Source organism: Pseudomonas sp. St29 (genome assembly GCF_001547915.1).
Taxonomy (GTDB): Bacteria; Pseudomonadota; Gammaproteobacteria; order Pseudomonadales; family Pseudomonadaceae; genus Aquipseudomonas.
This window is the reverse complement of record NZ_AP014628.1, coordinates 1,393,524-1,408,077: the sequence shown is the minus strand read 5'-3', so window position 1 is coordinate 1,408,077 and position 14,554 is coordinate 1,393,524. Positions and strand designations below refer to the sequence as shown.

General features: G+C 58.4%; 18 protein-coding genes. All 18 read right to left on the bottom strand.

Translation table 11 applies throughout. The features are described from left to right. Window positions 1-58: 58 nt before the first annotated feature. Window positions 59-1,555, bottom strand: coding sequence for a phage tail sheath subtilisin-like domain-containing protein (locus PST29_RS06305; protein WP_060842630.1), 1,497 nt, complete (start codon window positions 1,553-1,555; stop codon window positions 59-61). Next, window positions 1,555-1,737 (bottom strand): DUF2635 domain-containing protein, encoded by a 183-nt coding sequence (locus tag PST29_RS06300; RefSeq protein WP_047302105.1) that lies wholly within the window; start codon window positions 1,735-1,737, stop codon window positions 1,555-1,557. The genes PST29_RS06305 and PST29_RS06300 overlap by 1 nt, the downstream gene beginning before the upstream one ends. After that, entirely contained in the window at window positions 1,734-2,318 is a 585-nt protein-coding gene (locus PST29_RS06295; RefSeq protein WP_060842629.1) for a phage tail terminator protein, read from the bottom strand. The genes PST29_RS06300 and PST29_RS06295 overlap by 4 nt, the downstream gene beginning before the upstream one ends. A gap of 419 nt (window positions 2,319-2,737) precedes the next feature. Next, window positions 2,738-3,457 carry a hypothetical protein gene (locus tag PST29_RS31570; protein ID WP_148659598.1) on the bottom strand — a complete coding sequence of 240 codons (720 nt, stop codon included), beginning with the start codon at window positions 3,455-3,457 and terminating at the stop codon, window positions 2,738-2,740. Then, window positions 3,454-3,735, bottom strand: coding sequence for a hypothetical protein (locus PST29_RS31565; RefSeq protein ID WP_148659597.1), 282 nt, complete (start codon window positions 3,733-3,735; stop codon window positions 3,454-3,456). The genes PST29_RS31570 and PST29_RS31565 overlap by 4 nt, the downstream gene beginning before the upstream one ends. A gap of 8 nt (window positions 3,736-3,743) precedes the next feature. Next, window positions 3,744-6,836 (bottom strand): host specificity protein J, encoded by a 3,093-nt coding sequence (locus PST29_RS06290; RefSeq protein WP_060842628.1) that lies wholly within the window; start codon window positions 6,834-6,836, stop codon window positions 3,744-3,746. Between the two features lie 60 nt (window positions 6,837-6,896). Then, on the bottom strand, window positions 6,897-7,505 hold the full coding sequence (locus PST29_RS06285; protein WP_060842627.1) for a tail assembly protein: 609 nt from the start codon (window positions 7,503-7,505) through the stop codon (window positions 6,897-6,899). Window positions 7,506-7,571: 66 nt separating this feature from the next. Then, window positions 7,572-8,204, bottom strand: coding sequence for a tail assembly protein (locus tag PST29_RS06280; RefSeq protein ID WP_060842626.1), 633 nt, complete (start codon window positions 8,202-8,204; stop codon window positions 7,572-7,574). 55 nt (window positions 8,205-8,259) lie between these two features. Further along, on the bottom strand, window positions 8,260-9,036 hold the full coding sequence (locus tag PST29_RS06275) for a C40 family peptidase (protein WP_060842625.1): 777 nt from the start codon (window positions 9,034-9,036) through the stop codon (window positions 8,260-8,262). Between the two features lie 2 nt (window positions 9,037-9,038). After that, complete coding sequence (locus tag PST29_RS06270) at window positions 9,039-9,722, bottom strand: phage minor tail protein L (protein WP_019093175.1); 684 nt, start codon at window positions 9,720-9,722, stop codon at window positions 9,039-9,041. 48 nt (window positions 9,723-9,770) lie between these two features. Beyond that, on the bottom strand, window positions 9,771-10,034 hold the full coding sequence (locus PST29_RS06265) for a hypothetical protein (protein ID WP_060842624.1): 264 nt from the start codon (window positions 10,032-10,034) through the stop codon (window positions 9,771-9,773). Continuing rightward, window positions 10,034-10,330, bottom strand: coding sequence for a hypothetical protein (locus PST29_RS30745; RefSeq protein WP_082729182.1), 297 nt, complete (start codon window positions 10,328-10,330; stop codon window positions 10,034-10,036). Before PST29_RS30745 ends, PST29_RS06265 begins: the two co-directional genes overlap by 1 nt. Beyond that, window positions 10,331-11,575 (bottom strand): hypothetical protein, encoded by a 1,245-nt coding sequence (locus PST29_RS32310; RefSeq protein WP_177342978.1) that lies wholly within the window; start codon window positions 11,573-11,575, stop codon window positions 10,331-10,333. It abuts the gene before it with no gap. After that, window positions 11,572-11,910: a phage tail protein gene (locus PST29_RS06260; RefSeq protein WP_060842623.1), complete on the bottom strand. Its 339-nt coding sequence runs from the start codon at window positions 11,908-11,910 to the stop codon at window positions 11,572-11,574. Before PST29_RS06260 ends, PST29_RS32310 begins: the two co-directional genes overlap by 4 nt. A gap of 39 nt (window positions 11,911-11,949) precedes the next feature. Beyond that, window positions 11,950-13,359 (bottom strand): phage tail tape measure protein, encoded by a 1,410-nt coding sequence (locus PST29_RS06255; RefSeq protein WP_060842622.1) that lies wholly within the window; start codon window positions 13,357-13,359, stop codon window positions 11,950-11,952. A 59-nt stretch (window positions 13,360-13,418) separates the two neighbouring features. Further along, entirely contained in the window at window positions 13,419-13,673 is a 255-nt protein-coding gene (locus PST29_RS06250) for a hypothetical protein (protein ID WP_060845073.1), read from the bottom strand. Window positions 13,674-13,702: 29 nt separating this feature from the next. After that, window positions 13,703-14,053 (bottom strand): phage tail assembly chaperone family protein, TAC, encoded by a 351-nt coding sequence (locus tag PST29_RS06245; protein WP_016964891.1) that lies wholly within the window; start codon window positions 14,051-14,053, stop codon window positions 13,703-13,705. 8 nt (window positions 14,054-14,061) lie between these two features. Then, window positions 14,062-14,553: a phage tail tube protein gene (locus tag PST29_RS06240; protein ID WP_016964892.1), complete on the bottom strand. Its 492-nt coding sequence runs from the start codon at window positions 14,551-14,553 to the stop codon at window positions 14,062-14,064. Window position 14,554: the final 1 nt, after the last annotated feature.

Genomic DNA, 14,554 nt, shown 5'->3' with positions numbered 1-14,554 from the left:
TCCCAAAAAATAAGCCCGCTCAAGGCGGGCTGAAAAAGCGCAGTGATGCAGGTCCGGCTCAGGCCGCGGCGTCGTACTGCAGGCGGAATTGGTTGAGCAGCGCGAACACCCGCAGGCCGTTGATGTAGTCCGGCGGGAACAGCACGTTGACCCGGCTCGGGTCCTGCACGTCGCGCTCGACGATCAGGTGCTCGGCGAACAGGTCGGCGTTCTCCACATGGCCTTCCAGCTCCAGCTTGGCGTACTGGGCGATCAGCTCACCGCGAATGGTGCTCGGGGTGACGATCGGCTGGCCGGCGCCGAAACGGGTGCCGTCGGCGGCCAGCTTGTGGCGCCCGTACTTGCTGGTGATCACGCTTTGCAGGCGACGCACGATGAACGCCGACTGGTGCATGGTTTCGCTGTCCAGGTAGGAGTTGTCGGCCTGGCCGTAGGCGTTTTTCTGGTAGGTGGTGATCGCCCGCTGAATGCGCATGTAGCCGCCTTCGTAGTAGGCGGTGGCGATGCCGTAGCTGAGCAGCGACTGACGCTCGGTGAGGGTGAAGCGTTCGCTGGCCGGCGCCGGGTCGATCCCCGGCAGGCTGCCGCTCTGGGTCGGACGGCTGGCGTCGGCGGAGATGAACACCGAGGTCCGCGCTGCCAGGGCTGCGGCCTGAACCCACACGGGCTGGGGCACGCCGGTTTCCAGGGCCTGGATGGTGATGTGCTGGTCGTTGCGCGCCTGACCGGCCGCCACCAGGGTGCCGACGGTGCCGCGCTTGGCGCTGTAGACATGGCCGAACAGCTGCTTGGCCCAGGACCAGCGGCCGGTGTTGTCGTCCATCACCGCTTGCCAGGCATTGAGGCTGGCGGTGTCGGTCCAGGGCATGCAGATGAACTCGAACGGCTCGTCGCCCAGGGCCGCCAGGGCCGCGACCTGATCCGGCACGCCGGTGCCGCCGGCCATCTTGCCCAGCACCAGGGTCAGGCCGGCCGGGGTTTCTTCGCCATTGCTCTTGCCCAGGCGATTGAGTTGCAGGCTGATGTCGTTGCCGCTGTCGCCGGTCCACTTGGCGCTCAGGGTCACCGTGCCGTCGACGGCTGCTGCGGTCACCGGCAGGTCCACCGCCGCGTTGACCTTCAGCGCCAGGGCGCTGGCCGCCTGGGCAGCGCTGGCGCCACTGACGATCGAGGCCTGCACCCGCACCCCGCCGACGTACAGATTGAGCAGGCCGGCGGCGCTGGCGCTACCGGTGAGCTTCAACTCGGCCTTGGCCACGCTGCCTTCGGTGCTGTGCAGCGGCAGGCACCAGATCTCGCCCACCGGGTCGGTCTTGCGCCAGGTTTCATACATCGAAGCGAGCATCGAACCTTGCCCGCCGATGCTCTTGGCCAGGGCCACGCTGGACACCAGCACCAGCTTGCCGAGATCGTCGCCGGTCTGGTTGTCATTGACCTGGGCGACGATCAGCCGGCGCATGGCCGACGACGCGCTATTGGCTGCCGAGTTGTCCATCTCGGCGTAGAACAGCGGAACACGGATGTCCGCCGGGATATTGCTGAAACCGATCGCCATTATTTGGCTCCTTGAGATTTCGCCGCTTTCACGGCCTTGCTAGTGATATCGCCATCGGCCAGACGCCGGCGCCACCAGGCGTTGTCCGGCACTTCACGGCCGGAGGCGGGCAGCAGATCGCCTGCTTCCGGGTCCGGTACGGCACGGCCAGCGACCGGCAGCACGGTGATGCGTTTGCTCATTGCTTCAGCTCTCCTGAAAAAGTCAGCTCCAGGCGCCCGTCGGGCCCTGGACGTTGCAGATTGGGGTCCGCCGGATCGATGGCATCGACCCGCACCGTGACCCCGGTAAAGGACGGCAGGCCGTCGAGTTCACGCTCATGCCAGGTTTCCGCCGGCTGGCTGGGCAAGTTGCGCCCCAGCTGGAACTCGGCGAAGAAGCGCAGGCGGTAGAGCAAGCGGGTGGCGTCGAGCGACACCAACTCGCCGCCGTCGTACTGGATCGGGTTGTACTCGGCGCCGGGTTTGAAACCGACCAGGGCGCGCCAGAGTTCGGCGCGCAGGTCGTGGAGTTGGTCGAGGGTTTGTTGTGGGTTTGTGGCGTCGAGGAGCAGGACGACTTCGAAGCGGTCGCGGATGGTTGAAGAAGTGGCATTTTGAGTGGTGCTCCGACTTGCAATATCGGCCAAGGACACGACATGAGCAGCAGGAGTTTGCGAAGCATCAGCTGTGTCCAAAGAAGACATATCAGTACCAACCACTACACGATTGGAAAAACTGGGACAGTGAGTACGCACCTGGGCATAGACAGGAGTAATTTTCATGGTTTCTCCAAATGATCGTAGAGGGCTGGCGAAAGGATTTTGCGTAGCGTTTTGCACCTACCAGAAAGGCTCGGGGCACCAACTTTCGGCCCTGCGCGCCTACTAGCGCTTTCAGGTTGTCTCGCTGGCCTTAGCTTTAGCCAGTTCCGTATTGGCAATATCGAGCAGCCAGCCGAGGATCCAGGGCGACGACAAACAAAATCCGAACTACTTACCAGGCTCAGCGTTCACTTCAGCATGAGGTTGTAGTCGATGTTTCCAGGGTTGCGGTTGCGGACGCCGTGGGCGTTTTGAATGGTCATGGTCAAACTCCAGGCACAAAAAAACCCGCGACTTGGCGGGCTTGAGGGAGGATGTGAAGCAGTTGCTGCTCGGTGATTGACATATGCGCTCTCTCACTAATTAACACATGAAAAATGTCAAATATTTAAAATTGGCATTGAAGGAAGATCATAAAAAACAGCTCCCGGTATACCTCTAGGAAAGGTTCCAGTGGGTGCATCCATAAATGATTCAAGATATAGAAGCGGGGTCCCTTGAGACGCCCAGCCAAAACCAACCTCTGTAACTACTGACACTTGACCAAGACTGCTATTTGTAACACCAAAAAAAGCAAATGGTAAAACTCCTATTGCAACGTACTGACCAGATGCAACAGGAGAAGATGAATAATGATAAAGATCATCCCTTCCATTGACATAAGGCGACCCGCCAATTCTTTTCCATTTTGATACAACACCTGAAACCTCACCAGAAAACGTTAACACCCTCCTGCTTGAATCAAAAACTTTTCCGCCATTTGAGTTATTAACCAAAAACGCCCACTGCTCAGCAATAGGAAGATCTGTAGCGTACACCTGCCACTGCAAAGCAATTGGCGCGTCTCTTACTCTCACCGAAAAATAACTCCACGCCCCAGGAACTCCAGACGCAGTAACTCCATAAATCTTTCCTGACCCTGCCCATTGGGCGGCACAAATAATTGGCGGACTTGTAGAAGAAACAACAAATGGTAGTGGTATGTTAGTAACACCGACCTTACATGTCGCTGTTCCAGATGCAGCGAGTGAGTAGTTTAGAAACTTTGAGTCAATTAAAGTATCACCACCTGGATTTCTTACTACTATCCCAAAGCTCATAACTTAACCACCAACACAATTTCGCTCGGGCAAAGATAGGCAGGCCTATAGTACCATGCATAGCTCCAGACAATTTGATCTTGAAGCAGGTAAACAGAAACACCTACCTGCCCTGGATCACCTTTGGGAATTGAATATACATAAGCATTATTTGGGCCATACCCTGGCACAGGTTTAACCCCCGCTTCAATTTTCCCGACTGAAAACCTTTCTACCACCCTTAGTGATTGGCCAGTCATTGAATTTATTAAAATCCCGTTAGAGTCAAATGTCGACATGCCAAAACTCATGCGGTTAGATCCCCCACTTGAACTCGAACCACTCCAGCGCTATCCAATACCTTTATAGCTCGGTTAGTTATAATCAATCTTCCACCACCTGGCACAGAACCGTTAAATTCAATTCCGCCAGACTTACTCAATCTCCACCCGGTCTTGCCAGCGTCATAATCATCAGACTGAATGAAGCTGCCGATCTTCGCATTGGTGATGGTGCCGTTCTGTATGAATGCAGTGTCGAGATAAACGGTGTTGTTCTGAACAACAAACGGGTAGTGGATCTCCGCAGCGTTCGGATCGACAATCGCAAATCGACTGGCCGCGATCAGAACCTGGCTGGTACGGATTCCTTGATTGTTCTCGACCCCGACGCCGATGCCTGCCAGGTATGGCTTTCCATCGACCGTGAGCTGGGTCTTGATCGTGTACATGGCCGCCAGTTCGGTTTTCAGGGCATCTACCTCGACCTGAGCGCCGCCGCCCGAGTCGATCTTCTCCAACAGCTGCTGGCTCAACTGCGTCTCGGTGATCTGATCGCTGAGGTAGTCAAGAATCAGCCCGGCGTCCGACGATGACTGCCCGGTAACCGGGCCATAAAACGCCCCCACATTGCCAATGCGATCCACCAGCCGGGCCCAGAAGAAAAACCGCACTCCAGCAGCCAAGCCCATGATCGTCAGATCTGTCTGCGGATAGGCGTAATCGCCAAACTTGGTAGCCGTTCCGACATCATTGGTCTGGCTGTACCAGATCTCGGTTCGCTGCAGGTCAGCTGTACTAACATCCGTTGGGATGCTCCACTTCAACTTGATGCCAAACACAATCGACTCGGCGGTGAACGACGCCACCACCGGTGGTGGCGTGGTCTTGCCATTCAGTATCGTCTCGGTAGAAGTCGCGAACACCGAGCCAATATCCAGCGAGTTGATCGCTCTCACCTTGGCCACATAACGACCGGCATAGATCCCGCTCACTTCGATCGAAGTCGCACCGGTGCGCCCGGCGAACACCCACTCGCCATCGTTCTTGCGCCAGTACACCTCATAAGCAATTGCGCTTTCGGGGCGATCCCATTCGATGGTCATGACGCTGACTGCACTGCCCTGATCGACAAAGTGATCGTTGCTCACCCGAACGTTGCTCGGCGGCCGTTGCACACTCGGCGGTATCACCGTCACCGGCGGTCGTTCAATCCGCGCGCCGTTATCAATCGCGTCAAACTTGCTGGGTACATGCTTGACCGCGCTGATGCTGTATTTGATGGAGTCATCGCTGAAGTCTTCAGCCACCGACAGCACCCGAAACTGTTGGGCTGCCAAAGTCGGCGAATCGATCGCCCACATCGATTGCTCTGGCGGCAGTTCCTCCAGCTTCTTCTCCAGCACCACTCGCTGGACTTCGGCAGGAAAGCCGGTGGTATCGAGAGTGATGTCACCGTTGTCCCAGGTAATCCCCGTGCTGTCCCAGGTCAGTGGATAGCCCACTGACTTGATCACCCGCGAGACGGCCTTGCCGGTGGGCATGATCAGGGTGACGGTGTCCCCCGGATAGGCCTTAACGTCGGCGTCGAGCACCAGAGTATCCAGGGTCGCGGAACGCAGTCGGCCGCCAATCCGGCGCCCTGCCCTGTCGTTGTCCGCCACCCGGATGATCTGCCCAGGGCGTGCGAGGGTGCCATCCAGGCCCACGGCGAAACTCACGCTTTCGGTTTCCAGGCGGTTGGTCAGCAGCGCCCATTTACCGATGCGCTGGGCCTGGGCCTGGGAGGTGCAACCGGTGGCGGTGATTTCGGTCTGCTGCACGCCGTAGCGGGCAATGCCTTCGGGGTCATCGACGTACTGGACCTTCTGCCGGTAAAAATCCGCCGGATCGTTCCAGCTGACCAGGGCCACGCTGTAGCGGGTCTTTTTCGCCGAGCCGCCGTAGACGAACTTGCCGTCGACCACGTTGGCATTGCTGTAGGTGTACACCGGATCTTCCGGCATATCGGCCACGGCCATCACCGAACCAGCGCCCCAATAGGCCATGCCGCGGAAGGTGGTCGCCAGGTCCTGCAACACTTTCAAGGCGTCGGCGCGAACGGACAGGTAGAGATTGCAAGTAAAGCGTGGTTCGGTACCGCCCTTGCCATCGGATACCGGCTGGTCGCAGTACTGGCCGATGCGGTACAGCTCCCACTTGTCCACCTGGGCGGCGTTGAGCAGATGCCCCAGGCCATAGCGCTGGTGCAGCAGCAGGTCGTAGTAGATCCAGGCTGGGTTGTCGGTCCAGGCCGACTTGAAGGTGCCATCCCAGACGCCACTGTAGATCCGGGTCTGCGGGTCGTAGTTGCTGGGCACACGAATGATCCGCCCCTGCAGTTCGAAGGAACGGGTGGGGATCGACTGGAACTGTGAGGCATCGAATTGCAGGCCGATGATCGCCGACCCGGGGTAGCGCAACTTGGCGTCGATCACATCGGTGATGGACTCGACACTGGTGGTGTCGGCGATCGCTCCGCTGGTGGAGTTCGGCGTCAGGCGCCGTACACGAACCGTCCAGCCAGCAGTAGCGGCAGGCAGATCGACGCGATGGGAGCGCTCGTACTTGCTTGAGGTCTTGCCGCTGAAGGCTGCTTGCAGCACTTCCACGAAGGCACCGCCATCGGTGGAAAGGTCGATGGCATAGCGCACCGTATATCCGTTGGTGTCGCCATTGCTGGTGTTGGTCTGCGCCAGCCGCGAGACCGCCAGGCGAATGCGCACGGCCGACAGTTGCAGGTTGGTGATGGCCTTGCTCCAGGGCTGGTCACTGCGCAACTCCACCGCCACCGACGATTCGTTTTCCACCGCCGGGAATCCCGGGATGTAGGTCTGGTCCTGGCTGCCATTGCGGGTCTCGAGGGTGACCCCGGAGAAGTTCAGGCTGCCATCGGCGTTGGCCAGGGGTGTCTCGTTGAGAAACACCGAGCGCTTGCCATTCTTCAAGCCCACGATCTCGCCCTCGCTGACGAGATCGAGGATCCGAGCATAAGCCGTGCTTTGCAGGCTGTCTGGCGCCTCCACGGAGGGACGGGGCTTGGAGCCGCCGCCTTTGCTGCCAGCGAGAGTGAGGTCAGTCATGGCTTTCCTTCAGGCGAAATAAGGCCCACGCAACGGCAGGCAGGTTGAAGACAGGAGGAGTTAAAGTTGATCTTCGGCATAGATGCCGGAACTGATCACGGCGCTGCCAATGGTCAACTGACCGTAGAGCAGGCCTACCGGGTTGCCCTGGGCGCTGGTGTTGACTGGCCCGTTGAAGCTATAGCTGGAGCGGCTTTCCGGGCTGTCCTGGGCAGCAAGCCCCTTGGGCAAGGGAGCCAGCATTTGCATAACACCGCCCATGGCCATGCTGACTCCCGTCATCATCAGAAACGACGCAGCAGGCCCGGTCAGGAAGCCAAAGGGGTTGTAATAAGCCACGGCCATCAACACCGCGCCCAGAATGGTCTGCAATCCACCAGCACGCTTCGAACCGCTGAGGACCGGGGCGATCCGAATCACTTCTTTGCCCAAAGGCTGATGAATATCGGTCTCGGACAAATTTCGCCGTCCATTGAACACCGCAAATCGCAAGCCTTGGTCCGCGCTCTGCACCATATAACGCTCGAAGCCGGGGAATTGACGGAAGTACCCCATCACCTCCTTGAAGCCACCCGTAATGGCCACTCGATGCTCACGCCCGAACATCCTTGCCAGGGAGCCGGACAGCAGCACGGTTTGCATCTTTTGTCGTTCTACGGCCAAGCCCATGGGGTTCTCCTGGCAATAAAAAACCCGCCAAGGCGGGTTTCAAGTAAAGGGTGGGCCAAGGCGGATTCAGAGCTGGTCCTGAGCATAGATCCCGGCGCTGATCACCGAGCTGCCAACGGTCAACTGACCGTACAACAACCCCACCGGATTGCCCTGGGCACTGGTATTGACCGCGCCATTGAAACTGTAGCTGGCGCGATTGTCGGGACGGTCCATGGCCCCCAGTCCCTTGAGCTGCGGCGACATCATCTGCATGACCCCACCCATGGCGAGGGCGATGCCCATTTGCGCGGCCATGGTCCAGCCCGTGGTGCCGGTGGTGCCTATCAATGTCGAACTCCCCCCCGCAGCAAACATGCCCCCGGAGAAGTACGACGCAGTCACCACCAATGCGACCCCGATGATGGTTTGCAATCCACCTGAACGCTTGCTACCGATCAATACCGGAGCGATTCGGATATCACTGGCACCACAGGGGGCATTCAAGCGGTCGTGACCGATGTTGTCGCGGCCAAGAAACAGCGAGTAGGTCAGTCCGCGGTCCTTGGACTCCATCAGGAAAGCCTCGAACCCCGGAATCAGGATGCACAAGGCTCTAACCGCTTCCGAGGCATTACTGACCGCCAGCCTGTGCACTCGGCCAAAACGTGCGCCCAGAGTGCCGTAGAGACGGATGACGCGGATTTTTTGCTGATTCATCACATCACTCCCAGGAACAAGATCCCCGGTTGAATTCAAGGAAAGGCGATGCACTTCAATCCATCGCCATGAGTTGGCGATGTCGCCAGATGCTGACCGTTACCTCATCCCAGTAACCGCCATAGGTGTCGCGTTTGCTGTCGCGTCCATAGAGGTGATGCAGGATCGAGCCTGGCGCAGGGAAGTGCTCCGGCTCGCTCTTGAGCACGCCGTCGGCCAGATAGATTGCCGCATGATTGGGCACCGGCGAGCGGATCTGCATCAGCACCACGTCGCCTTGGCGCAGGTCATTGACTCGCTCGAATCCGGCCTGAGGCAGATGCTCTAAATAAAGGTTGCCGCCCTTGTCCCACCAACCGTCTTCACGCTGGTAGCTACCCAATTCGATACCCAGTTCACGACGGTAGTAGTCCAGGATGATGCTCAGGCAATCGTGAATGCCGTGGGCAAAAGCTCGGCCAATCAACGGCGATTGATAGCCCGTGGGCAGCTGACTCGCCCAGTCGCCCTTGCGCAAGGTGCCGTCATCGTCCTTGCGCACTTCCAGGATGTGCCAGGGCAAGCCCGACGCCTCGCAGGCCACCCGGTCCGCCTCGCTGGGAGCCGGTGGATAATCCGGGTGACTGTGGATCACCGCCAGCACCTCGCCGCGCTCTTCCGCCGCCGCGTAATCCTCGGGGGCCAGGCGAAAATGTTCGCTGGGCGTGACAGCGGTGTTGCGACAGGGCACATAGACCCGCTTGCGCCCCTCGCGGATCAGCAGCCCGCAACATTCCTTGGGGTACTCGGCCAGCGCGTGGCGCTCGATGGCGGCCCGATTTGCCTTGTTCATACTCAGCTCCGTAGCAGCCCAGCCGCGGGAAATGAACCGAAGGGCAGCGGGTTGTTTTCACCGAAACGCAGCTTGCAGCTGCTCAAACGACCACCGCATTTATCCTTGGCCGCATCGGTGACGATCACATCGTTGAGATCCGCCACCGGGCCACCGTTGTAGCCGCAATAAGGCCCGCGATAACCTCCACAACTGAGCCACCAGCAGACGTTGGCAACGATTTGCCGTCGTGGCAGTTGCACACCGTTGAAGTCCAGGGCGCTGGCCAGTTCGAACTTCACCACCTCGTTGTCTTCGCTAGACTTGCGCTCGACATACCAGATGTCTGGCGGCAACTCTTCTTCGGGGTCGGCTTCAGGCTGGCCATCCAGGTACTTGCCAAGGGTCCGGTGACGAATCAACCGGGCCCCTACCAGGTCCTCGAAATACAGCACCAGGGCAGTGATGAAACCGCCGACGTTGCCGACCGACAACGTCGGAGTCGGCTGCGCGCCCTTGCCGGTCATCTCAAAACCCTCGGCCTGAATCGGCCAGGGTGAGTACTCAAGCCCCTGCCAGAAGATCGACGACTGCTGGGGGTAACCGTGAAAGCGATAAAGCTCGGCGCCGAGGCTGGTGGCGTCGAGCTCAAAAAGCTCCACCCACGCGCCTGGCTCCAGGGTCTGGATATCGGCCGTGATCGGCATGGTGATTCCTCGGGGAAAAATAAACCCGCTAAAGCGGGTGGTAGTGGGTCATTCAGGCCGCGCCGGACGTTTCCTAATGTCCGGAAAATCGTCATTACCCTGACACCAGCTGCGAACTTGACCACGGTAGGCGAGCCACTGCTTGCGAGTGCCAGGTAAGAGGTCACGGGGTTCTGCCCCAGAATCGGCCTCTTCCAGTGCCTGAAGTTGATTGATGATCATCATGAGCTCCCCCTCCCGCCATGCATCCTCCACCGGCACTTGTTTCTGATCTTGCGTAATGACTTTCGTCCAATCGATAGTTCCGCTCATCATCGAGCTCCAGGAAGATTGATAAGACCATCAGGTGGATTGACGATGTCAGCAGGAAACCTCACAGACTCGGCAGCACTTGAGTCGTGGGGTAGCAGAAGCCAGATAATCAGTTGCCCATCGACTCTTTCAACATCCAAAGGAAACCACTCACTGTTGATTGCCGCCGCAGGAAGGCTTTCGCCGTCAAGTAACGGTGAAAAATCAAATCGCTCTCCATTAACGACAAGACACTCACCATCCTTTAATACTTTCAACACACCATTGCGGGCATTTGGCGTCAGTTTAATAATCATCTAGAACCATCTCCCTATGGCGAACAGGCTGCCACCAATTATCTGAGTAATTGCAGCTCCTCCTGTATTCCTAATTGTAAACATCCAACCGGTAACACCAGATGCAACAGCGATATCGAACATACCTATCGAATAATAAACACCGCCATTCGAATCCGTAACATGCCCTGTGTACGTAGGATTCCACTTACCGACAAATGTCGCAGGAAAAGGAAAAACTCTAGAACTGATAGTTCCACCTATTGGACAAGCAATAGGGATAGTTCCTGCGTAAGTACATATTAGAGTTCCATCTGCAAACTTAGTGTATGTACCATTCGCATTATTCCCAGACTCAATTATTGCCCCTGTTGGTACTCCGGAACTTTGCGACACCGAACCTAATATGCCTGCTCTTGAAAGCTTCGCATCAAAAGCGGCTTTAAGATCCACTTGTTTTGCGATATCACCAGTAATCCCCCCCCATCCCACAGCCCCAACTGTGGGCGATGAATAAGTACCAGCCCCATTAAGAAATCGCTCATGGTCGCCAGCAGCAGGAGCAGGAACCAAACCCTTTGTACCGGCGGTGGCTGCTGTCGCTCCGGTCATAGTTGAAGTGTAAGAAGAAGAAGGCTTCCCGCCCAACTTGTCCGAATCAACGGCAACTTCGCCTTTACCAAGTTTGGTATTGAGCTGCCCCTGCAACTTGTCAATAGCCTGAAGTAGTGTGTCATTGGCTACAACTGCTGCATTGACCAACGAACCCATACCAGTCAGCGTCGTCGAACGCACACGCGCCGCTGTGAAGTACTGGTTAGTCGCCCCTTCAGCCACCTGATCCGTTGAACCTGGGGAGGAAGGGATCAGCACGAAGGACAAACCATTCCAGCGATACTGCTTGCTGGGGTTGCTCAGACTGTCACCATCATTGACCGCGATATAGATCTTCCCGCCCTCACCCGTCACTGGAAAACCAGCCAGCGTCGCGAACTCCAGCACGTCACTGGGCAACTGCGACTGCGGTACTGTTCCGTTGACCAATTGAGCCACAGTGGCTCCTAGAGCTGATGCCGGAATCGCCGCATCAGCCTTGGCCTGGGCGGCTACGGCCTGCGCAACCCCCTGCTCGGCTGTGGCTTGTGCTGTTGCAGTACGGGTGTCCAGCTCAGCGAAGTTGTCATTGATGGTCTGCCCCCCCGAACGCAGGTTCTGCCCAGTGCCATCGTTGGGAGCACTGCCAAGGTGGATCGGATCGATAGTCATGGATGAAATGCCTGTTCAAAGGTTGCACTGAGCGAATAGATTCCCGCGCCCAACGGCGAGGGCTGGTAGGTCTTGCAGCGGTACAACCCCTTCTCGCCCAACGGCGGGGTCCAATAGAAAGGCCTGGCTCCTTGATGGGCGTCGATGAAGTTGATGATCGGCTTGATCTTCTTGTCGTCGCCGACAAAGGTCAGCGGCCAGGACTGGGTCTTGTTGTTGATCCCGTCCTGGACAACCTGCTGATAGCCATCACCAAAGCGCGCCGACTTGAGGCGAAACTCGACGCTGCCCACGGGCTCGATCTTGGGTACCCAAGTGAATGTTTCGATAGTCATGTCTTTTCTCCGGGCGTGAGCCGTTGCGGCCGCTGGAAATCAGCGGCCGTTGATGACGGACCAGATCTGGCCGCCCGGTTTCAGGTCTCGGGCGATCTGTTCGGCCGCGCCCTGCTTCGCCGCGCTGGCGTAGGCATTGGCCAGGCTCTGGGAGTTAGTGCCTGCACCCGCGGCCTGTCCGTCGGGTACGTTGATGGTCTGCTGGATCACCACCTGCTGGTTGCTGGTGGTGCCGGGCTGTCCACCGCCAAGCGCAACGACCCCCAACGAGCCATCTGAACCACGACTCAGGGGCATGATTGCTTCTGGGCCGGACTCACCGAATAGGGCCATTGGAGCCAACGTTGGAGCGGTGGCCACCGTGTTGGTGAAGGCACCGCCCTTGGCATGAGGAAATACAGGAGGGGACAGGCTGGACGCATCGACCTGCGGCGTGAATACAGTCGTGGCGCCATCAACCGTGAACGTGCTTGAAGTCGGGGTAGCGCTGGGCCAAAAACTCATCACTGCCGAGCCGACCATTCCAAACAACGAACTCAACGCTTTGGACGCCGCCGTCTTCGCCGCCAACATCGCCATGTCCTTGAGCACCGACTTGGCGAAATCGGAAAAGGAGAACTTGCCCGTGGTAGCGAACTGGAGGATCGCTGCATCCATCTGCTCAAACGCACTGGTGAACACCGCCTTCGACTGAGCGGCGACATTACCGGCGTTATTCATGTAGTCATCCAAAGCCGACGAGGCACCATTTTTCCAGTCGCCGAGTGCCTCGCTCATCTGTACATAATTGCTTTGAATCTGCAGGGCCATGTCACTGTGCTTGGTCTTGAGCTCATCAAGCTTGGTGGCATACTCGTCGCCCTGTTCGGCCCCACGGCCATAGGCATCTCCCGCCGGAAACTTGATCCCCGACTTGTCGGCATAGGTCGCTCGCGACTGAACCGCGCCTTGAGGAAATTGCTTATCCAGAGCCTTGCGCGCCGACGCATATTCTTCATCGTTCGCGCTAAGTTGAGCGGCCAGTGCCTGTTGACGACTTCCCCTGCCCAGCTGAGAGGCTGCTAAAGCCCCTGAGTTACGCAGTTTCTCCAGCTCGTCGGAGTACGCCCCCAGCTTTTTTCCAGATACTTCCAGGGACTGCGCATACTCGGTTCCAGCACTTTTGTTCTGCTGGAGCAGTGCGCTCAAGGAACTTTGACTCTTTACAAAATCATCGGCCGCTCTGGCAGCCGGGTCATAGGCCTTGCGCAGGCCATCGAAGGCATTGGAGGTCGCGCCCAACGCGGAAGCAGACGAAGTCGCCATTGCCTCGGCCATTTTCTTGCTGGCCTCCTCGACACGCCTCTGCATGCTGCGCATGCCTTGGTCGGTAATACGCTGGGCCTTGTCCAGGGCCCGCTCCAGGCTGCCAAGGTCCAGCTGCAAACTCCCTTGGGAAGCAGTTGCCATAGGTTTCTCCGGGTCATGAAAAAACCCGTCGAAACGGGTTTGGGGAAAGTGGCCTGAGGTCAGCGCCACTCGTTCATTGCACGTTCGAGTGACAACCCCAAACGTTGTTCGTGAGGCATGAAGTCCAGCAACTCCGACATGCCTCCGCCCAGCCGGTGGGTCTGCAGCGCCACCAGGGCGCTGCCCGCCTCCAGCCGCCTACCGGTATGCAAGGAGCCATATCGGTCGATATAGCGCCCCCATGCCAGGGCTTCCTGGTAGGTCATGCGTTCCTTGGCTTCGGCAATGGTCCGGCCGCCGACTCCGTTCAGCACCAACTCGTGCCAGAACTCATCGGCGGCGGTCAGTTTTTTGCCGCGGCGCCACCGGTGCCATTGACCTCATTCACCGCATTGAGAATCAGGAACCCCAGGGACGGCTCCAGCCCGTAGGCATCGTCGTAACTGAGGGCTTCCGAGCCATCAGCGCCCAAGGCCACCGACGCGGCGATGTAGCGGGCATTGCGGCTCAGCTCGCTGTCACTCTCGGCAAACAGGCGCTCGATAACCCCGAAAGACTGCCGGCGTACATGCAGGGTCAAGGTGTCGGTCACTTCCTTGCCAGTCTTGCTGTCAAGGTGAGTCCAGCTCACCTGTTTCTTCACGGGCAGGGCATCGACGATGCCGCCCTTGGCTTTCAGCTGCTTGAGGTTCATGGCGTGGCTCAGGCCTTCTTGATCCAGGTGGAACCGCCGGTGCGCTGAATGGTGACGGTAGTGGTCACCACAGCGTTGAGGGCGAAGTTGAACGGGAAGTCCGAGACGTAGCCGTCGAAGGCGAACCAGGTACGGGTGGTGGGCAGTTCGAAGTTATCACCCTTGGTATTGAGGGTAGGGACTACACCCTTGCCATCGGACCAGCCCACGACCCATTTGACGCTGGTATCGCCATTGGCTTCGGACAGTTGGTGCAGGCGGATATGGCTGGCGTTGGCCGGGTCGGCGTTCAGCCCGAGACTGGCCGTGCCTGGAGTGCGCAGGCCCTTCTTGTAGCTGCGCTCTTCCGCGTTGAGGCTGGTGTCTTCGATCTGCTCGGCGGGCGCACCGCCCGGATCGAAGGAAGTGGCGTGCTCGATTTCCAGCACGGTGTAGGGGCCGCTGCCGGAGACAGGCGGAACCAGGGCAAAGATTTGCGTACCTTGGGTAAGAATCGACATC